Raw genomic sequence first — 22,228 nt, 5'->3', positions numbered from 1 at the left:
CAAGACCAGTGAGCAGTCCAGTGCGCGGCTCGGAGAGGGGACCGCCCCGAGCGGAGGTTCCGGCGGCGTGGTGGACTCGGCTCCGGACCGCGTCGCGCGGGGCGGGTGCCAGGCGAAACCGCTCGGTCGACCTAGGCTGAGGGCGTGCGCCGGTTCAGTCTGTGGCTTCGTGGGAAGCCCATCGTTGCGGATTCGATGCTGGCGATTGTCCTGTTGGTGCTCGAGATCCTCGGCGCCGCCAATGCGGAGCACAAGGTCGCCTCGCTCGCCATCGGGTTGTTCTTGCCGGTTCCGGTGGTGTTCCGGCGGGTGTATCCGCGGGCGATGGCGGTGGCGTCGTTGCTGCTGTCGTTCACCGCGAGCGCGGTGCAGTACGTGGTCGGCGACGAAAAGGTCGAGCACATCACGTTGTTCAGCCTCGGCATCATGCTGTACACGCTGGTCGCCTATGTCGGGCGACGCGAGGGGCTGTGGTTTGCGGCGGGCCTGGTCGCGGACACGGTGCTGTCGTACTCGGCCGACATTCTCAAGCCCGCCAGCGACGTCATCTTCACAATCATGTTCTTCGCGTTGTGCTGGACGCTGGCCGAATTCATCGGGGCGCGGCACGCCTACGACACCGAGGTCGCGGCGCGGCTTGCGGTCGCCGACTACGACAAGGAGCGGCGCGCCCACGACGCCGTCTCCGCCGAGCGCACCCGGATCGCGCGGGAACTGCACGACGTGGTCGCACATGCGGTGAGCGTGATCATCGTGCAGGCGGACGGTGCCCGCTACGCCTTGCGCCGCGATCCCGACGCGGCCGAGCAAGCCCTCAGCACGATCGCGAGCACCGGGCGGGAGGCGCTACGCGAATTACGCAGGACCGTCGCGCTTTTGCGCACCGAACACGCGCCCGACCAGTTGCCGCAGCACGGGACCGCAGGGCTGGCGCGGGTGGTCGAGATGATGCGCGGCACCGGTCTGGCCGTGGAACTCGAGCTGACCGGTGAGCTCGACGACATCGCGCCCGAAGTCAGCCTCGGCGTTCATCGCATCGTGCAGGAATCACTCACCAACACGCTGCGGCACGCGGGCCCGCACCCCAAGGCGTGGGTGCAGATCCGCCGCCGCGACACCGACGTGACCATCGACATCAGCGACACCGGCGGCGTCCCGCTCGACGAGCCGTCCATGCGGATCAAAGGCGGCGGCATGGGGTTGGTCGGCATGCGCGAACGCATCGCGGTGCTCGGCGGCACCTTGGAAACCGGCCGTGCCGCCGACGGTGCCTGGCGGGTGCACGCGACCATCCCGCTCGAACCAGGCCTCCCGGAGTAGTTGCGCCACGAAACGGTGCGCGGCCGTGGGCACGTTAGATTGGGGGCGTGCCGATCACCGTTCTCGTTGTGGATGACCAGGAACTCATGCGTATGGGGCTGAAGATGGTGCTCGGTGCGCACCCCGACATCGAGGTGATCGGGGAGGCAGCGAACGGTGCGGCGGCGGTGAGCCGGGCGGCGGAGTTGCGGCCCGATGTGGTGCTGATGGATGTGCGGATGCCCGTGGTGGACGGGGTGACCGCGACCGCGCGGATCGTCGACGCGGGCCACGGCTGCCGGGTGCTGGTGATGACCACCTTCGATCTCGACGAACACGCCCTCGGTGCGCTGCGCGCGGGGGCCAGCGGATTCCTGCTGAAGGACACGCCGCCGGAGGATCTCATCTCCGCCATCCGCAGTGTCGCCGCAGGCGACGCGGTGGTCTCGCCGAAAGTGACCAAGCGCCTGCTGGATCGGCTCATCGCCGAGGACCCGGCGCGAATGCGCGACCCCGGTGTCCTGGAGGTGCTGACCGCGCGCGAACGCGAGGTGCTCGAGCAGATCGCCGCGGGCCGCTCGAATGCCGAAATCGCCGAGCAGCTCTTCCTTTCCGAGGCCACGGTGAAAACTCATGTGGGCCGGGTGCTCACGAAACTCGGTCTACGCGACCGGGTGCAGGCCGTGGTGCTGGCTTATGAGACCGGATTGGTGCGCCCCGGCGGCTGATTCGCCTCGGCATTCCCAACTTCGTAGCAAAACGCACGATGCCCCGACCATTTCGGGCTGTCCCCGGAAGTACTCGAGTGCTGGACTGAACAGTACAAACTTCAGGGGGAAGTCATGGATTCTATTTTCTATTGGAATGCCGTCGCGCTGGAAGCGAATCGAATCAGCCACAGCAACGGCGCCAACGAACAGACGGGCCCGCCGCTCAGTGCGCGGGCGTTGGGCATCGTCCATCTGGCGATGTACGACGGCTACATCGGTGTGCTCGGCGACAGCGCGCAATACCCGCCGTACCTCCCCGATCTACCACCCGCGCCGCCGGGCGCGAACGCCGACGCCGCGGTGGCCGGTGCGGCGCATTCGACGTTGACGTCGTTGTTCCCGAGTCAGCGGACGGTGCTCGATCAGGCGCTGGACGACGCGGGACTGAGCGGCCCCGGCGTCGCCGAAGGACTGGCGTTCGGCCGGCTCGTCGGCGAACGGATCCTGGCCGACCGCGCCGACGACCCCGACGCGAGTGGCACCGGATACCAGCCCTCGCCCGAGCGCTTCCATCACCGGGTGGACCCGTTCAATCCTGGTCAGGGCTTCCACGGCCCGTTCTACGGCGCACGATCCAAGCTGTTCTCCGCGACCGACCGGCACCGGAACGCGCCACCACCCGACGGCGACGGCGCGGAGTACCTCGAGACGCAACGGATCGTCCGAGTCACCGGGATCGCCCCCGACCTGCTGGGCACCCTGCCCTCGTTCCTCATCGAGGGGCTCCCGCCGGACCGTCGGCGCCGCACCGAGGAACGGACGCTGATCGGGCTGTTCTGGGCCTACGACGGAGCGAACGGTATCGGCACACCGCCGCGTCTCTACAACCAGATCGTGCGTACGGTCGCCGAAAACCGGAACAATTCGACGCAGGAGAACGCGCGATTATTCGCGCTGGTCAATGTCGCCATGGCCGACGCGGGAATCCTTTCGTGGGAACAGAAATACCTGCACGACCTGTGGCGCCCCGTGGTCGGTATTCGGGAACACGCACCGGCGATGGGACCAGGCGCCGTCGAAGGCGACAACGGCATCGGCACCGATACCCAGCTGGACTGGTTGCCCATGGGCGCACCGGCGTCGAATTCGACCAATTGGAATTTCACACCGAATTTTCCGGCCTATCCCTCCGGGCACGCGACATTCGGCGCGGCCGCGCTGCACATCACGCGGCGGTTCTACGGCATCGCCGAGGACGACCGGAATCCGGACGATCTCGCCGACGGCCGCACGTTCGTCTCCGACGAGTTGAACGGCGTCACCACCGACAACACCGGCACCGTGCGCCCGCGCCACGTCCGCAGCTTCCCCGAAGGCCTCTGGCAGATGATCGTGGAGAACGGACGCAGCCGGGTCTGGCTCGGCGTGCACTGGGAATTCGATTTCGCGCCGAGGCTGTTCGGGATCGGCGGTCTGGCCCTCGGACTCGACATCGCCAACGACATCTACAACACCGGGATGGGCAAGTCGACGGTCGGCCCGGGCTGAGCCGAACCGGATCTCAGCGGGCTCTCAGGCGGATCCGGGAGAAAAATGGCGCCGCCGGACGTTGCATCCAGTAGATCGTCCGAAAGGATCGCCATGCCCGTCCTGGTATTCGTGCTCTACGTGGTCACCGAGATCGCCGCGCTGGTCGCCGTCGGCCAGTGGCTCGGCGTGATTCCCGCCATCGCGCTGCTGATCGCCGGATCGACGGCGGGCATGCTGCTCGTCGGCGCGCAGGGACGGCGGGTGTTCGAACAGTTCCGCCGGGCGGGGCGCGGCGAGATTGCGCCGGGTACCGCGGTCGCCGACGGCGCGCTCGTCGCGACGGGCGGGGTGCTGATGTTCGTGCCGGGGCTGGTCACCTCGCTGTTCGGCCTGCTGCTGCTGTTGCCGCCGACTCGGATGCTGGTGCGTCCGCTGCTCACCGCGTTCGCCGCGCGCCGGTTCGGCAAGCTGGCGGCCGCGGCCCCGTATCGCGGCGTGGTGATCGACGGCGATCAGGTGGTCGACGGCGTCGTGGTGCAGCAGTGGTACGACGACGGACAAGGCAACGCGCACCGCGCGATTACCAAGTCCTAGTCTCGCGATTACCAACGGGTAGTAAAGGCACGCCAGCGCGCTAGGGATCCGCGCGAAACAGGGCTATGGTGGCGCGATGGCCACCGAGCAACTCACCATCACGGTGAGCGAGGAGCTAGCCGCAGCGGTCAAGAAAGCTGCGGCTGCTGCCGGACAGTCGATCTCCGGATTCACCGCCGCCGCGCTGCGGCTGGAACTGATCGCCATCGAAGCGGGGTGTCGATCCGGCTCGAATCCCGGGCCGTCGCGCTTCGCCGAAGTGATGACGGTGCTGGCGTGCCCCGAGGACACGGTGCCGCACCCCGTACTGAACGGCTGACCTGAACGCCTGAAACAGGCATACGGCAGACTGGTGCCTCGTGAATACCCAGTTGCTGATCGGCGGTCGCTTCTACAGCTCCAGTTCCCCGGACGCGACCGCGATGGCGGTCACCGACGGAACCGTGGTCTGGCTGGGCGCCGAGCAGCCGGGCCGCGCACTGCACCCGGATGCCGAGGTCATCGACCTGGACGGCGCGTTCGTGGCGCCGGCCTTCGTCGATCCGCACGTGCACGTCACCGCGCTGGGACTGAAGCTCACCGGACTGGACCTGTCCGCGGCCCGCTCGCTCGAGCACTGCCTGACACTGCTGAGCGACTTCGCCGCCGCACAGCCCACCGGTGCGATCCTCGGCGACGGCTGGGACGAAACCACCTGGCCGGAGGGGCGTCCGCCCACCATCGCGGAGATCGATAAGGCCGCTGGCGCACGGCCCGTGTACCTGTCCAGGGTGGACGCGCACTCGGCCGTGGTGTCCTCCGCCTTGCTCGACGCCCTGCCTCAGGCCACCGCCGCCGACGGCTTCACCCGCGGCGAACCGGTGCGGGCCACCGCGCACCACCTCGTGCGCACCGCGGTGCTCGCGGAACTCGATCGGGCACAACGGGATCGGGCCAGGACCGCGGCGCTGGACCACGCTGCCGCGCACGGCATCGTCGCGGTGCACGAATGCGGGGGACCGGAGATCGCGGGCCGCACCGACATTCGCGAACTGCTCGGCTTCGAGCACGGCGTGGAAGTGCGGGCGTACTGGGGCGAAGCGGTCGCCAGCACGGACGAGGCTCGCGCGCTGGTCGCCGAACTCGGCGTGCACGCCCTCGGCGGAGATCTGTTCGTGGACGGCTCTTTCGGATCCCACACCGCCTGGCTACGCGACCCCTACACCGACGACCCGGGCACCGGCCGCGCCTATCTCGACGCCGACACCATCACCGCCCACCTGCGCGCCTGCACCGAGGCGGGCATCCAAGCAGGTTTCCACGTGATCGGCGACGCGGCCATGGACGCGATCGTCACCGGATTCGACCGCGTGGTCAGCGAATTCGGCGGCCCCGCCGTCGCCGCGCGCGGCCACCGCGTCGAACACGCCGAACTCCTCGACGCCGATCAGATCGCCAAGCTCGCCTCCTGGGGCGTAATCGCCAGCGTCCAACCGGGATTCGACGCGGCCTGGGGCGGCACCGACGGCATGTACGCCGCCCGCCTCGGTGCCGAACGCGCCGCCGCCCTGAATCCCTTCGCCGCCATGGCCGCCGCGGGCATCTCCCTGGCCATCGGCTCGGACGCGCCCGTCACCGCCATGGACCCGTGGTCGGCCATCCGCGCCGCGGTCAACCACCGCACCCCCGGCCACGCGCTGTCCCCTCGCGCCGCCTTCGCCGCCGCCACCAGGGGCGCCTGGCGCGCGGGCGGCGTCCGCGACGGCATCGCAGGCACCCTCGTCCCGGGAGCTCCCGCCTCGTACGCGGTATGGGACGCCGACGAACTCGTCGTCGCGGCCGCCGCCGACACCGTCCAACGCTGGTCGACCGACCCCAGATCCCGTGTCCCCGGCCTGCCACCCCTCGGCCCGGACGCCCCCCTGCCGAACTGCCTGCGCACCGTGCACCGTGGCGTCGTCATCCATGAGGCGTGAGCGCGCCGTGCTGATTTCGCGGCGGCGAGGCAGGACTCCGTCCCGCGTGCCCGGGACGACATCAGATCATCGAGGTAACGCAGCGGAGTTCGCCGCCGGTGTTCCGCAGCGAAAGGTAACCACCCGTGGTGCGTGAACGACTATCGGCCGCGCTCGACCGGTACCCCGTGCTGTGGCGGTCGGTGTCGGCGATCCTGGCCGGACTGTTGCTGTTCGGCAGCTTTCCGCCCCGACCGTGGTGGTTCCTTGCGCCGCTCGGCATTACGGTGCTCACGCTGACGGTGCGCGGCAGCGGGCGGCTGCGCGGGGGGTTCGGATACGGGCTCTTGGCGGGGTTCGCGTTTTTCGTACCGCTGTTGCCGTGGACCGGGATCTACGTCGGACCACTGCCGTGGCTGGCGCTTTCGACGGTATGCGCGGTGTACATCGGGTTATTCGGGCTGATGGCGCGCCTTTTGGGAAGGATGCCCGGCTGGCCGCTGTGGGTGGCGCTGGCGTGGGCGACCGCGGAGTGGGCGCGGTCCAGCTTTCCGTTCGGCGGATTCCCGTGGGGCCGTTTGGCCTTCGGGCAGGCCGACGGATGGTTGCTGTCACTGGCCTCGCTAGGTGGTGCACCGCTGGTCAGCTTCGCGGTCGCCCTCACCGGAACCGGTGCCGCGGCGCTGATTTCGGCGGTGTGGTCGACGCGGCAGGCGCACCATTCCACGGCTGGTTCGGATGATGCTCGCCCGCAGCCGAATAACGACGCCGCGTCGACCGAAGACGTTTCCGCGCGCAGCTCCGACTTCGAGATCGCGAGCCACGCGCCCGATCAGACCCCGGGGATTGCGGACACACCTCGTGCTCGCACCGCAGTAGTCACTGCAGCAGTCACCATGGTCCTCATGCCGGTCGCCGGCCTGCTCCTCGGCTCCGCACTTCCCGACCCGGACCACGGCGACCGCACCATCACCGTGGCCGCGATCCAGGGCAGCGTCCCGCGCCTCGGACTCGACTTCAACGCCCAACGTCGCGCCGTCCTGGACAACCACGTCCGCCGTACGAAAGAGCTGGCGCGCGCGGTCGAGGCGGGGCAGGCGAAGAAGCCGGATGTGGTGATCTGGCCGGAGAACTCCTCCGATATCGATCCACTGCGCAATGCCGACGCCGCGACGCTGATCACCGAGGCGTCCGAGCAGATCGGCGCGCCGATCCTGGTCGGTGCGGTGTTGGTGAACGGCGATCGCACCACCACCAACTCGGTGATCGTGTGGAACGGCGTGGCGGGCCCGGGGGAGCGGCACGACAAGAAGATCATCCAGCCGTTCGGCGAGTACCTGCCGATGCGCTCGTTCTTCCGGCTGTTCTCCGAATACGCCGACCGCGCCGGATATTTCGTGCCCGGCCACGGCGACGGCGTGGTGCACGCCGCAGGCATCGATATCGGCGTCGCGACCTGTTACGAGGTCGCCTTCGACCGTGCCTTCGAGGACGCGATGCGCGCGGGCGCCCAGCTGCTCACCGTGCCGACGAACAACGCGACCTTCGGCGACAGCGAGATGACCTACCAGCAGCTGGCCATGTCGCGCATCCGCGCGGTGGAGCACGGCCGCGCCCTTGTTGTCGCGGCGACCTCCGGGGTGAGCGCGATCATCGCCGCCGACGGCAGTGTGCGGCAGGAGACCCCGCAGTTCGTGCCCGCCGCCTTGGTCGCCGATCTACCGTTGCGAACCAGCAACACGCTCGCGACTCGGGTCGGTCCGGCACCGGAGGTCGTCTTCGTTGTCCTCACCGCCGCCGCCCTCGTGGCCGCGGTGGTCCGGCGGCGACGGGCCCGCACCGCGGCTGCCCCGCGCGCCGAGATCGGACAACCCGTTTCCTGATCGGCCCGAATCCAGACCGAACACTCGGTATTTTCTGTGGCAGCTGTAGCCATATTGTGATGTAGCGCATGATTCGCCGAAACCGATGGGGTACGCGGCCGTTTTCTTGTCGCGTCACCTATCTTCCTGGCCTTTTTCCGAAGCGCCTGCCCCAATAGCCCGGTTCGCGAGGATGTAGCTAGTCAAAGTCACGGTGTGCCAACGGCGTTGGATGTGAAACAAATCCAACACGGCGGCAATCCGCCCGTTCCGACGCTCCGAATCATCTGTCGTGGATCCCGTCCATGATCGGCGCCTGCGCGCCTGTCGTGCGGCGGTTGCTAGGGGAGTTGCGTCAACAGAGGCAGAACGGAGTGATTGATGAGTTCATTGGCCACGGACCGCGTCGACCAATGTTCATCCGGCGAATTTTCGGCACAACCGTTCGCTTTGTCGCCGGCGCAAACGGCGCTCTGGTACGCGCAGCGCATCCGCCCGGATGTGCCGCTGACCATCGCCCAGTATGTGGAGATCCACGGTGACCTGGATGTCGGGCGGCTGCTCTACGCGATCGAGCGCTTCGGCGCCGAGACTCAGGTCGGCCACGTGCGGCTGCTGGAGATCGATGGCATCCCGCATCAGCGCGTCGACACCACCCGCCGACCCGGCTGGGCCCGGCTGGACCTGCGCGCCGAGGCCGATCCGAAGGCGGCGGCGCTGCGCTGGATGAACGAGCACGCCAGCTCGCCGATCGATCTGGAGCACGATCCGCTCACCACGAATGTGGTGCTGCGGACCGGAGATTCGGACTACATCTGGTACGCCCGTGCCCATCACATCGTGATCGACGGCTACGGCGCGATGAACGCGCTCACCCGCACCGCCGAGATCTACACCGCGGTGGAGAACCACACCGAGCCGGTGGCCTCGCGGGCCACCCCGCTGGTCGAGATGTACGCCGATGAGCTGCGCTACCGCGATTCCAGCCGGTTCCGCGCCGACCGGGACTACTGGCTCGAGCAGTTGGCGGGCGCGGGCGAGCCGATGAGCCTCAGCGGCGCCACCGTCACCGCCGCGACACACGAGGCGGGCAGGCGCACCGCCACCGGTGTGCTCGACGACCGGTGCCAGTCCGCGATGAACGAGGCGACCGCCGCCTTCGGCACCGCCAACTCGGCGCTGTTCGTCGCCGCCCTTGCCACCTATGTGCGGTCGGTGACCGGCAATCCGGATGTGGTGCTGAGTCTGCCGGTCTCCGCGCGCACCACCGTGTCGCTGCGGCGCTCGGCCGGTGTGGTGTCCAATGTGGTGCCGATCCGGCTGAAGTTCACCCCCGACACCACCGTCGCCGACGTGGTGAAGGCCACCGAACTGCAGATCACCGGCGCGCTGAGACATCAGCGCTACCGCCACGACGACATCCGCCGCGACTGCGGCTACTCCCGCGACGCGCGCGGCTTCTTCGGCCCGATGGTCAACATCATGTTGTTCCACAACGAGCTGAAGTTCGGCAGCCTGGTCGGCTCGCTCAACGTGCTGGCCACCGGCCCGGTCGAGGATCTGTCGATCAACCTGTACAACGGTGTCGGCAACCGCATCCACGTCGACTTCGAGGCCAACGCGCGGCTCTACAGCGAGACCGAGGTGGCCACCCACCACGACCGCTACCTCGATTTCCTCACCCGCTTCCTCACCGCCGCGCCGGGCACCCGCGCGGAGACGCTCACCGCGATCACCGCGGCCGAACGCAGCCGAGTCCTCTACGACTGGAACGCCACCGAGACCCCGCCGCACCTCGGCACGCTCGCCAGCCTGTTCGCCGAGCGGGCCGCGAGCTGCCCCGACGCCGTCGCCCTCGAATTCGGCGACGAGACGATCACGTACGCCCAGCTCGACGACCGCGCCAACCGGCTGGCGCGGCTGCTGATCACCCGCGGCGCGGGCCCGGAGACGGTGGTCGCGCTGTGCCTGCGGCGCAGCATCGAACTCGTCGTCGGCATGTACGCGATCGTCAAGTCCGGCGCGGCCTACCTGCCGCTGGACCCCGAGCACCCGGCCGAGCGCATCGAGCAGATCGTGTGCCAGGCCGCACCGGTCTGCGTGCTCACCGCGGACCGCGACGCGCTGACCCTGTCCGTGGGCAGCCTCGCCATCGACGCGGTCGACCTGTCGGGCTTCGACGGTGCCCCGATCACCGACGCGGACCGCATCGTCGCCCTGCGGGCCGACCACCTGGCCTACGTCATCTTCACCTCCGGGTCGACCGGAAAACCCAAGGGCGTCGGCGTGTCCCACGCCGCGATCGTCAACCGGCTGCGCTGGATGCAGCACGAGTACCTGCTCGACCACACCGACGCGGTATTGCAGAAGACCCCGGCCACTTTCGACGTATCGGTGTGGGAGTTCTTCTGGCCCTTGCAGATCGGCGCGCGGCTCGTCGTCGCCGAGCACGACGGGCACCGGGACCCCGGCTATCTGGCCCGGCTCATCACCGAAAAGCACATCACCACAGCGCATTTCGTGCCGTCCATGCTGTCGGTGTTCGTCACCGACACCGATGTGCGCGGTTGCACGGCGCTGCGTCAGGTGTTCTGTAGCGGTGAGGCGCTGCCCGCCGCGACGGTCCGCGACTTCCACGCCGCGCTGCGTTCGCAGACACCGCACGCTGCCGACCCCAGACACCATCCAGCGCTGCACAACCTCTACGGCCCAACGGAAGCCGCGGTCGACGTCACCTACTGGCCCTGCCCGGCCGACCCGGCGAGTGTGCCGATCGGCTCGCCGGTGTGGAACACCCAGACCTACGTGCTGGACGCCCGGCTGCGACCGGTGCCGCCCGGCGTCGTCGGCGAGCTGTACCTGGCCGGCGTGCAGCTGGCCCGCGGCTACCTCGGCCAGCCCCGACTCACCGCCGACCGCTTCGTGGCCAACCCGTTCACCCCGGGCGCCCGCATGTATCGCACCGGCGACCTGGCCCGCTGGCAGCTCTCGGCCGAGCGCCCCGGCGTGCTGGAGTACATGGGCCGCAGCGACTTCCAGGTAAAGATCCGCGGACTGCGTATCGAACTCGGCGAGATCGAGGCGGCGCTGCTCGCCGACGACCGGGTGGCCAGGGCGGTCTGCGTGGCACACACCGGGCGCAACGGCGACGAACTGGTCGCCTACGTCGTCGCGACCCCGGACGCCGAGGAGTATCGCCCGCCGACCCCGTCGGCCAGCGCACCGCATCCGGTGTCCCGGATCGACACGGCCGCGCTGCTGACCGCGCTGCGTCGCACCCTGCCCGCCTACATGGTGCCGTCCGCGCTGATGGAGCTCGACGAGCTGCCGCTCAGCGCCAACGGCAAGATCGACCGCAAGGCGCTGCCCGCCCCCGTGGTCGGCTCGCGCTCGGCAAGCAGGTCCACCGCCGAGCCGCGCACCGAGGTGGAGCGGGTACTCGCGGGCATTTTCGCCGAAGTGCTGGGCACCGACGACTTCGGTGTCGAGGACAGCTTCTTCGACCTCGGCGGCAACTCGCTGATCGCGGCCCGTGCGGTGGCGAGGATCAATGCCGCGCTCGGCACCGGACTCACCATCCGCGACCTGTTCGAGGCTTCGACCATCGCCGCGCTCACCGAGTGCTTCGCCACCCACACCACCGACGTCGCCTCGCCGAAACTTGTTGCGGGCGAACGGCCGGAACGGATTCCGCTGTCGCTGGCCCAACAGCGACTGTGGATCCTGAACCGGTTCGCCGAGCACGCCGCGGCATACAACATGCCGCTGGCCGTCCGGCTCGAGGGCGCGCTCGACGTCGAGGCACTGCGCGCCGCGCTGATCGACGTGATCGAACGGCACGAGAGCCTGCGCACCACCTTCCCGGAGGCTGCGGACGGGCCGTGCCAGCTGATCCACCCGGCCGCCGAGATCCCGCTCACCCTCGACCCGATCGACGCCACCGGCGCCGACGTCGCGGCGCTGGCCACCGAGTTCGCCGGCTACGGTTTCGATCTGCGCATCCAGGCGCCGATCCGGGTGGCGCTCTACACCACCGGGCCGGACCAGTGGGTGTTTCTCCTTGTGCTGCACCACATCTGCGGTGACGGCTGGTCGATCGCGCCGCTGGCCCGTGATCTGATGACCGCGGTCTCGGCGCGCACCGAGGGTGTCGCGCCGCAGTGGACACCGCTGCCGGTGCAGTACGCCGACTTCGCGCTGTGGCAGCGCGAACTGCTCGGCAACGAGGCCGATCCGGCCAGTGCGCTGAGTGCCCAACTGACCCACTGGCGTTCGGCGCTGGCCGGACTGCCGGACCAGCTCGACCTGCCGCTGGACCGCCCGCGCCCGCTGCGCCGCTCCACCACCGGCGCCCGGGTCGAGTTCACCATCGCCCCGGAAATCCGGCGTGCCGCAGGCGAACTCGCGGCTTCCCGCGGCGTGAGCATGTTCATGGTGTTGCATGCCGCGCTGGCGACGCTGCTTTCCCGGCTGTGTGCGAGCACCGACATCGCCATCGGCACGCCGATCGCGGGCCGCTCCGATCCGGCGCTCGACGAGCTGGTCGGTATGTTCGTCAACACGCTGGTGCTGCGCACCGAGGTGGACCCCGCCGCGGGCTTCGACCGCATGCTCGACGTGGTGCGCGAGGCCGACCTCAACGCCTTCGCCAACGCCGACGTGCCGTTCGAGCGGCTGGTCGAGGTCGTGAACCCGGAGCGCTCCGCCGCCAGGCACCCGCTGTTCCAGGTGATGCTGTCCTACGACCGCGCGCCGGACCTGCGCGTCGAGCTGGCCGGCCTGCGCGCCGAGGTGCTGCCCATCGTCTCCGACATCGCCAAGTTCGACCTGCAACTGGTGGTGCACGACGACATCTCCGACGGGCCGCTCACCGCCGAATTCGGCTATGCGACCGACATTTTCGACAAGTCGACGGTCGAGTCCTTCGCCCGCCGCTTCGTCGCCGTGCTCAACACCGTGGTCGCGGCGCCGAGCCTGCCGATCGGCGACCTCACCATCCTGGACCGTCGCGAATTGGCCAACCTGGTGCCGATCGCGGGCTCGCCCGCCGAGCCGTTCAGCACGCTGGCCCAGCTGCTCACCGACACCGCCGAACGACTGCCGGACGCCGTGGCGGTGCGCTACCTCGGCACCGACACCACCTACCGCGAGCTCGACGAGACGTCGAACACGCTGGCGCGCGCCCTGATCGAGCACGGCGCGGGTCCCGAGGTGGTCGTCGCGATCGCGCTGCCGCGCGGGCTGGACGCGATCACCGCGGTGTGGGCCGTCGCGAAAACCGGTGCGGCGTATGTACCGATCGATCCCGGCTACCCCGGCGAGCGGATCGCGCACATGATCAGCGACTCCGGTGCCATGCTCGGCCTGACCGACGCGGAATGCCTTGCGGCCATGCCCGAATGGCCCGCGCCGCGCGGTAAGCACCGCAAGCACTCGGTCGATTGGCTGGTGCTCGGCTCCGCGGAGCTGGCCGAAGAATCGCTGAACTACACCAGCGCGCCGATCACCGACGCCGATCGGCATCTCCCGCTGTGCACGGTGCACCCGGCCTATCTGATCTACACCTCGGGCTCGACCGGCACGCCGAAGGCCGTGGTGATCACCCACGCCGGCCTCGCCTCGTTGGCGAACGAGCAGATGCATCTGTTCGGCGTCTCGGATTCGGCGCGGACACTGCACTTCTCGTCGCCCAGCTTCGACGCGTCGGTGCTGGAGCTGCTGCTCGGGTTCGCCGCGGGCGCGACCATCGTCGTCGCCCCGGCCGACCTCTACGGCGGCACCGAGCTCGCCGCGTTCCTGCGGGCGGAACGGGTGACCCACGCCTTCATCACCCCCGCCGCGCTGGCCACTGTGCCCACCGAGGGTCTCGACGAGCTCGAGGCGGTCATCGTCGGTGGTGAAGCGTGCGCCGAGGAACTGGTGGAGACCTGGTCGGTCGAGCACCGCATGCACAACATGTACGGGCCGTCCGAGGCGACCGTCGCGGCCACCGCGACCGGGCCGCTGGTGCCTGGCCGCCCGGTGCCGCTGGGCAGGCCGATCCGCGGCATGCGGTTGTTCGTGCTGGACGGCCGCCTGCACCCGGTGCCGCCGGGGACGCCGGGCGAGCTGTACCTGTCCGGCCCCGGCTTGGCGCGCGGCTACCACGGCCGCTACAGCCTGACCGCGCAGCGCTTCCCGGCCAACCCGCACGGCAGGCGGGGCGAGCGCATGTATCGCACCGGCGACCTGGTGGTCGTCGAGCCGGGCGGGCAGCTGCGCTTTCTCGGCCGCGCCGACGACCAGATCAAGATCCGCGGCTTCCGCATCGAGTTGCGCGAGATCGACCACGTGCTGCGCGCCCATCCCGGGGTGAGCTTCGCGCTCACCGTGGTGCACACCGACGAGCAGGGGCAGCCTCGGCTCGCGTCGTATGTGACCGCGGACGAGCCGGTGACGGCGGCGGAGGTGATCGAGACCGCGCGTCAGCGGTTGCCCGGATACATGGTGCCCGCCTCGGTCACCGTGCTGGACGAGCTGCCGGTCACCCCGGCGGGCAAGCTGGACCGAAAGGCGTTCCCGGAACCGGTTTTCGCCGCCATCGGCTCCTCCCGTGCGCCGAGCACGGAGCTGGAGTTGCGCGTCGCGGCGGTGTTCGGCGAGATCCTCGGCCGCCCGGTCACCGGCGCCGAGGACAGCTTCTTCGACGTCGGCGGCAACTCGCTGCTGGCCACCAGGCTCGCCGCGGCACTGCATGCGGAGTTCGGCGTCGACCTGCCGGTGCGGGCGATCTTCGAGGCGCCGACCGTCGCAGGCGTCGCCGAGCGGCTCACGGAAGCGCCCCGGACGCAGCGGTTGGCGCTGGCTGTGCAGACCACGCGTCCGGGACGCATTCCATTGTCGCTGCCGCAGCAGCGACTGTGGTTCCTCAATCGATATTCTCCCGAATCGAGCGCATATAACATCGCTTTCGTTATCCGAATCTCCGGCGATCTGGATGTGCCCGCGCTGCGTGCGGCGCTCACCGACCTGGTGGAGCGGCACGAGGTGCTGCGCACGGTGTTCCCGGAGGACAACGGCGGGGCGCAGCAGTCGGTGCTGCCGACCGCTCGCGCGCTGCCGACGGTCGAGCCGATCGACACCGACGACGCGGGCGCGATGGCCGCGTTGCGCACCCTCGCGCACACCGGCTTCGATCTGGTCCGCGACACCCCGCTGCGAACGACGCTGCTGCGCACCGGATCCGAGCGCTACCTGCTCGGCATCGTGGTGCATCACATCGCCGCCGACGGCTGGTCGCTCGGCCCGCTGACCAGGGACCTGGCCGCCGCTTACGTGGCAAGGCACGAGGGCTCCGCCCCCGGCTGGGCGCCACTTCCGGTGCAGTACGCCGACTTCGGGCTGTGGCAGCGCGCCTGCCTCGGCGACGAGAACGACCCGGGCAGCCTCGCGGGCAACCAGCTCGAGTACTGGCGGACCGCGCTGGCCGAGCTGCCCGAGGAACTGCCGCTGCCCTACGACCGGCCGCGTCCGGCGGAACCGACCCAGCAGGCGGGCGCGGTGAAATTCACCGTGCCGGAACCGGTTCAGCATGCCCTCGCCGAACTGGGCAGGGACCAGGGCGTGAGCATGTTCATGGTGCTGCGCTCGGCGCTCGCCGTGCTGCTGCGCGCGGTGACCGGTGGCCGCGACATCGTGATCGGCACCCCGGTCGCGGGCCGCACCGACACCAAACTCGACGAGTTGGTCGGCATGTTCGTCAACACGCTGGTGCTGCGCTCCGATGTCGACCCGGACCGCACGTTCGCCGGCCTGCTGCGCGCCGATCGGGACACCGAGCTGGCCGCGATGGCGCACGCCGACATTCCGTTCGAGCGCATCGTCGAGGAGTTGGGCGGGCAGGCACGCAGTTCCGGGCGGCACCCGCTGTTCCAGGTGGCGCTGAGCGTGCAGGACGGACCCGTCCCGACGCTGGAGTTGCCCGGTCTCGCATTGCGCGCCGAGGAACTCGACATCGCGCTGGCCAAGTTCGACTTGGAACTGCGGGTCGCCCACATCGGCTGTGACGCGGGGCCCGGCGAGCCCGGTCAGGCCTTCGAATTCGTCTACGCCGCAGAGCTGTTCGACGAATCGACGATTCACACGCTGGCCGACCGGTTCCTGCGGGTGCTCGCGGCGGTCACCGCCGATCCGCGCGTCCTGGTGCGCGACATCGACACTCGCACCGAGCGGGAACGGCGCCTGTTCGCCCCGGCGACCGGCGGCGCGACGATGCCGCAGTGCACGCTGCCCGCGTACTTCACGGCGACCGCGCACATGCATCCGCATCGCACCGCCCTGCGGTCGGGCACCACCACGCTGACCTACGCCGAGGTGGACCGCCGCTCGAACCGGTTGGCGCGCGCCCTCATCGCGCGCGACATCGGCTCGGGCGACCGGGTCGCGCTCGGGCTCACCCGCTCGATCGAGTCGGTTCTCACCGTGCTCGCGGTGGTCAAGACCGGCGCCGCGTTCGTGCCGGTCGACCCGACCTACCCGACCGACCGGATCCGGCACATGCTCACCGACGCGGGCTGCTGGGTCGGCGTCACCGTCGCCGCGCATGCCGAGCAGCTGCACGCGGCCGCCTCGGACGGCCCGGTGACCGACTGGGTGCTGCTGGACGATCCCGACTTCGCCGCCGAACTGGACGGCCACGACGACGCGCTGGTCGACGATCTCGACCGGCTGTGCACCATCGAGGTGGACGATCTGGCCTACCTGATCTACACCTCCGGTTCGACCGGAAAGCCCAAGGGCGTCGCGGTCACCCACGCGGGGCTGTCCAATTTCGCGGACGAGCTGCGCGACCGGATGCGGGTCGACCGCGAGTCGCGCACGCTGCACTTCTCCTCGCCCAGCTTCGACGCCGCGGTGCTGGACCTGCTGCTCGCGGTGGGTTCCGGTGCGGCCATGGTGATCTGCCCGCCGGGGATCTACGGCGGCGACGAGCTGGCCGCGCTGCTGGAACGGGAGCGGATCACACACACCTTCCTGACCCCGGCCGCGCTGTCCACCATCGACCGGGACCGCTGGCCGCTGCCGCAGCTGCGTGCGCTGATGGTCGGCGGGGAGGCATGCTCGCCCGATCTGGTGGCGCGCTGGGCGCCGGGGCGGGCCATGTTCAACGGTTACGGGCCGACCGAGACGACGGTCGTCGCGAGCATCGCGGCGCTGACCGCCGATCGGCCCGTCACCATCGGGACGCTGGTCCGCGGGGCGCGGGCGCTGGTCCTCGACGAGCGGCTGCGTCCGGTGCCGGTGGGCGTGCCCGGCGACCTGTACCTCGGTGGGTACGGCGTGGCCCGTGGTTACTTCGACCGATTCGGGCTCACCGCACTGCGCTTCGTCGCGGACCCGTTCGGCCCGGCCGGCGCCCGGATGTACCGCACCGGCGACGTCGTGCGCTGGAACAACGCGGGCGAGCTCTGCTATCTCGGCCGCAGCGACCATCAGGTGAAGGTGCGCGGTTTCCGTATCGAGCTCGGCGAGATCACCGCCGCGCTCGGCGAGCATCCCGGCGTGCGGTTCGCGCACACCGAGGTGCGGCAGATCGCGGGCGTGGATCGGATCGTGTCGTTCGTGCAGCCTTCCGACGAGCACTCAGGTGTGGATGTGGAGGCGGTGCGCGCCCATGTGGGCGCGCTGTTGCCGTCGCACATGGTGCCCGCGAGTATCACTGTGCTGGAACAGATCCCGCTGACCCCGGTGGGCAAGCTGGATACCGCCGCGCTGCCCGAACCCCGGCTCGTCGCGGACCTCGCGTCGCGCGCGCCGGAGACCGCATCGGAGCTGCTGGTCGCCGAGGTGATGGCGGAGCTGGTGGGCGTCGACGCGGTGCACGCCGACGACAGCTTCTTCGACATCGGCGGAAACTCGCTGCTGGCAACGCAACTCGTCGCCCGGTTGGCCGCCGCGACGAATATCCGGCTCGAGGTGCGCACCGTTTTTGCCGCGCCACGGGTGGCGGCGCTCGCGGCGCTGCTCGACTCGGGCCCCGGTGGCGCGGAGGCGCGCCCGGCCTTGGCGCGTCGCCATCGCCCGGAGCGGATTCCGTTGTCGGCGGCGCAGCGTCGGCTGTGGTTCCTCAACAGGTTCAACGGTTCCGGCGAGGCGGCCGAGCAGACGGCGGGCGCGTACAACGTGCCGGTCGTGCTGCGGATGAACGGCAAGCTCGACGTGGACGCACTGGTCATGGCGCTGCACGCGGTGCAGGCCAGGCACGAGACGCTGCGCACCGTGTTCCCCGAGACCAACGGCGAACCGGCCCAGCAGGTGCTCGACCTGGCGGCCGCCGCGATCACGCTGTTCGTCGCGACGGTTACCCCGGGCGAGGTCGACGATGCCGTACGTCGTTTCGCCGCACCGGGATTCGACCTGGCGGGCATGGTGCCGATGCGGGCCGCGTTGATCTCGGTGTCGCCCTACGGTGACACCGGCGTGCAGAACCCGGCCGAGGTGTCCGACGAGCACGTGCTCGTGCTGGTGGTGCATCACATCGCGATGGACGGCTGGTCGCTCGAGCCGTTGGCGCTCGACGTGGCGACCGCTTACCGAGCTGCCTGTGCGGGCCGGACGCCCGAGTGGGCCGAGCTCACGGTGCAGTACGCGGATTACACACTGTGGCAACAGGATGCGCTCGGTGCCGAGCACGATCCCGGCTCGGTGCTGAGCCGCCAGCTCGACTACTGGCGGCGCACCCTGGACGGCAGCCCCGAGCTGCTCACCGTGCCCGCGGACCGGCGGCGCCCACCGGTGCCGTCCTACCGCGGCGGGCTGGTCGAATGCGCGGTCGACGCGGACCTGCACCGGGCCCTGCGGACGGTGGCGACCAGCAACAACGTCAGCATGTTCATGGTGCTGCACGCCGCGCTCGCGGTGCTGCTGCACCGGATGACCGCCAGCGACGACATCACCGTCGGCACGCCCATCGCCGGGCGCGGGCACCCCGCGCTGGACGGGCTGATCGGCATGTTCGTCAACACGCTGGTGCTGCGCACCCGGATCGATCCGGACGCCAGGTTCACCGATCTGCTGCACACCGTCCGCGACACCGACCTCGACGCGTTCGCGCACGCCGACGTGCCGTTCGAGCGGCTGGTCGAGGTGCTCAATCCGGCCCGGTCCCAGGCGCATCACCCGCTGTTCCAGGTGATGCTCTCGGTGCAGAACCAGCCCGTACGCGGGCTCGACCTGCCCGATCTGCGGATCGAGGCGGCCGATGTGGACACCGGTATCGCCAAGTTCGACCTGCAGTTCACGCTCACCGAAACACAGACGCCGGAACGGGATCCGGCGGGCATCACGCTGTCGGTGAACTACGCGAGCGATCTGTTCGACGAGCAGACCGCGTTGCGGCTCGGCAAGCGGCTCACCAGGCTGCTCGCCGCCGTCGCCGCGAATCCGACCACCGCCGTCGGTGATCTGGAGCTGCTGGATCCCGCCGAATGGTCCGGGCTCGCCCCGGTCCGCGGCGCGGAGCCGGACCGGCCGATCACCTTCCCCGAGGTGTTCGAGGCGGCGGTGAACGTCGACCGCAAGGCGATCGCGTTGCGCGCCGAGGACACTCAGGTGAGCTACGACGCGCTCGATCGATGGACGAACCGGTTGGCCCGGGTGCTCATCCGGCAGGGTGTCGGGCCGGAAACACTGGTGGCGCTGGGTATTCCACGGTCGGTCGAGTCGGTGGCCACCGTGCTCGCGGTGACCAAGGCCGGTGCCGCGTTCGTGCCCGTCGACCCGCTGTACCCGGCACACCGGATCGAGCACATGCTGTCGGACTCCGGTGCGCGACTGGGTATCACGCTCGGTGACTACCGGGACGAGTTGCCCGACGGGGTGGCGTGGATCGTGCTGGACGACGCGCACTTCCGCGGGGTCGTACTCGACACCTCGGATGCGCCGATCACCGCGGCGGAGCGCACTGCGCCGCTGCGGGTGGACAATCCGGCGTACGTGATCTACACGTCCGGTTCCACCGGCACCCCGAAGGGTGTGGTGGTCACCCACGGTGGGCTGTCCAACTTCGCCGCCGAGACCGCGCAGCGGTTCGAGGTCCAACCCGGTTGCCGCGTATTGCATTTCGCGACGCCGAGCTTCGACGCGGCGATGCTGGATCTGCTGTTCGCGCTCGGCGGCGCGGCCACGCTGGTGATCACGCCGCCCGGTGTGGTCGGCGGCGTAGACCTGGCCAGGGTGTTCATCGAGGAGGCGATCACTCACGCGTTCATCACCACCTCGGCGCTGGGCACGGTGGACCCGACCGGGGTCACCTCGCTGCGGCACGTGCTGGTCGGCGGCGAGGCGCTGCCGCCGGACCTGGTGACGCGGTGGGCGCCGAACCGCAACCTGTACAACGTGTACGGGCCCACCGAGACGACCATCGTCACGGTGATCGGGCAGCCATTGACGCCGGGTGGGCCGATCACCATCGGCGGTCCGATCCGCGGGGTCAATGCGACCATCCTGGATACCCGCCTGCATCCGGCGCCGGTCGGTGTCACCGGTGAGCTGCATCTGGCCGGTGCCGCGCTGGCACGTGGCTACCTGAATCGTCCGGGGCTCACGGCGCAGCGGTTCGTCGCGAATCCGTATGGCAAGCCGGGGGAGCGGATGTATCGGACCGGCGATCTCGTGCGCTGGTGCGCCGGGCAGGCCTCGCTGTCGGCGGGGCGCAGCACGGGCTCGGGCCGGGAGATCGAGTACGTCGGCCGCACCGATCATCAGGTCAAGATCCGCGGTTTCCGGATCGAACTCGGCGAGATCGACGCGGCGCTGGCGCGGCACGGTGCGGTGGAGTTTGCCACCACCATCGGGCATCGCACGCCTGCGGGTACCACGGCGCTGGTGTCGTATGTCAAGGCGCGCAACGGTATCGAGGTGACGGCGGCCGAGCTCACCGAACACGTCGCGGGGCTGGTGCCGAATTACATGGTGCCGCAGTCGATCATGCTGCTCGACGAGGTACCGCTCAGCCCGGTCGGCAAGCTGGACCGGAAAGCGTTGCCGGAACCGGTGTTCACCGCCGCCGAGGGGTACCGGGCACCAGCCACGCCGACGGAGGTCGCGCTGTGTGCGGCGTTCGCGGCGGTGCTCGGTTTGGAAGTGGTCGGCGCCGACGACGGATTCTTCGAGCTCGGCGGCAACTCGCTGCTGGCCACCAAAGTTGTTGCGCAAGTGCGGGCGAACGGCCTGGATCTGCCGGTGCAGCTGATGTTCGGCGAGGCGACTCCGGCGGTCATCGCCGCGCGTCTCGACGGTTCGGGTGCCGGTATCGCGGCGGCCCTCGGCCCGGTGTTGCCGATCCGGCCGACCGGTGCCGCGGCACCACTGTTCTGCATCCATCCGGCGATCGGGCTGGCCTGGTGTTACTCGGGGCTGCTCGCGCACCTCGGGCCGGACCGTCCGGTGTACGGGTTGCAGGCGCCGCACGTCGCGGGCGAGGACGGCTTCGCCTCGATCGCCGAAGCCGCCGGACAGTATGTGGCACATATCAAGTCGATCCAGCCGACCGGGCCCTACCACCTGCTCGGCTGGTCGCTCGGCGGCCTCATCGCGCACGAGGTGGCGGTGCGGTTGCAGGAGTCCGGTGACCAGGTCGCGCTGCTGTCGATGATGGACAGCTACCGGCTCTCCGACGCCTGGCTCGAACACGCGATCCCCAGCGTGGCCGAGATCATCGAGGAGTTCGGCAGCGATCAGCTCGACACACCGATCGATCCGGCGATGAACCTGCGCGACGCGGCGGAGCTGCTGCGCACGCGGCCGGGACCGTTCGCGGCGCTCACCGTCGAGCACCTCGAACGGCTCTACGCCGGCTACACCAACGGCACCCTGCTCGCGCACAGCTTCCGGCCCCGCGTCTTCGACGGCGACCTGCTGTTCTTCACCGCCGCCGCGGACGAGATCAACCGGGCCGACCCGGAGCGCCGCGCTCTCGCCTGGCAGCCGTTCGTCACCGGCGACATCCACGACCACGAACTCCCGTGCAGGCACTCGGCGATGACCGCACCCGAATCGCTCGCCGCGATCGGCCCGGTGCTGCGGCGCCGGCTGGACGGCGAGCCCGAGCACCCGTCCGCCAACGGGTTGCATCCGGTCAACGGGGACGCGAAACGGGGCAAGAACGGCTCACGATCCGAGAAACCTGCCATCGGGATCCGAAAGAAGGAGAAGCAAAGGTGAGTAGACCGGACTGGATGGTGGGGGAGTTGCTGGTGGAGGGGGAGTCGTGAGCGAGCGTCAGCGAGTGAGCCGAGGACACGGCGCGTCCAGTCGCACG

General features: G+C 69.7%; 8 protein-coding genes. All 8 read left to right on the top strand.

The window, feature by feature from the left end; translation table 11 throughout:
- The first annotated feature begins 144 nt into the window (after positions 1–144).
- Positions 145–1,320: a sensor histidine kinase gene (locus DMB37_RS05425; protein WP_206055195.1), complete on the top strand. Its 1,176-nt coding sequence runs from the start codon at positions 145–147 to the stop codon at positions 1,318–1,320.
- A gap of 47 nt (positions 1,321–1,367) precedes the next feature.
- On the top strand, positions 1,368–2,027 hold the full coding sequence (locus DMB37_RS05420) for a response regulator transcription factor (protein ID WP_107657642.1): 660 nt from the start codon (positions 1,368–1,370) through the stop codon (positions 2,025–2,027).
- A gap of 114 nt (positions 2,028–2,141) precedes the next feature.
- Complete coding sequence (locus tag DMB37_RS05415) at positions 2,142–3,557, top strand: vanadium-dependent haloperoxidase (protein WP_135231754.1); 1,416 nt, start codon at positions 2,142–2,144, stop codon at positions 3,555–3,557.
- Between the two features lie 93 nt (positions 3,558–3,650).
- Positions 3,651–4,133 (top strand): FxsA family protein, encoded by a 483-nt coding sequence (locus DMB37_RS05410; protein WP_135231753.1) that lies wholly within the window; start codon positions 3,651–3,653, stop codon positions 4,131–4,133.
- 76 nt (positions 4,134–4,209) lie between these two features.
- Entirely contained in the window at positions 4,210–4,452 is a 243-nt protein-coding gene (locus DMB37_RS05405) for a ribbon-helix-helix protein, CopG family (protein ID WP_135231752.1), read from the top strand.
- Positions 4,453–4,492: 40 nt separating this feature from the next.
- Positions 4,493–6,088 carry an amidohydrolase gene (locus DMB37_RS05400; protein ID WP_135231751.1) on the top strand — a complete coding sequence of 532 codons (1,596 nt, stop codon included), beginning with the start codon at positions 4,493–4,495 and terminating at the stop codon, positions 6,086–6,088.
- Positions 6,089–6,213: 125 nt separating this feature from the next.
- Positions 6,214–7,950 carry an apolipoprotein N-acyltransferase gene (gene lnt, locus DMB37_RS05395; protein ID WP_167768753.1) on the top strand — a complete coding sequence of 579 codons (1,737 nt, stop codon included), beginning with the start codon at positions 6,214–6,216 and terminating at the stop codon, positions 7,948–7,950.
- Between the two features lie 360 nt (positions 7,951–8,310).
- A complete protein-coding gene (locus DMB37_RS05390) occupies positions 8,311–22,131 on the top strand; it encodes a non-ribosomal peptide synthetase (protein ID WP_135231750.1) in 13,821 nt (4,606 codons plus the stop codon).
- The last annotated feature ends 97 nt before the right edge of the window (positions 22,132–22,228 follow it).

Source organism: Nocardia sp. CS682 (assembly GCF_004634405.1).
In the GTDB taxonomy this organism is placed as follows: Bacteria; Actinomycetota; Actinomycetes; order Mycobacteriales; family Mycobacteriaceae; genus Nocardia; species Nocardia ninae.
This window is presented reverse-complemented; position numbering and strand designations above follow the sequence as displayed.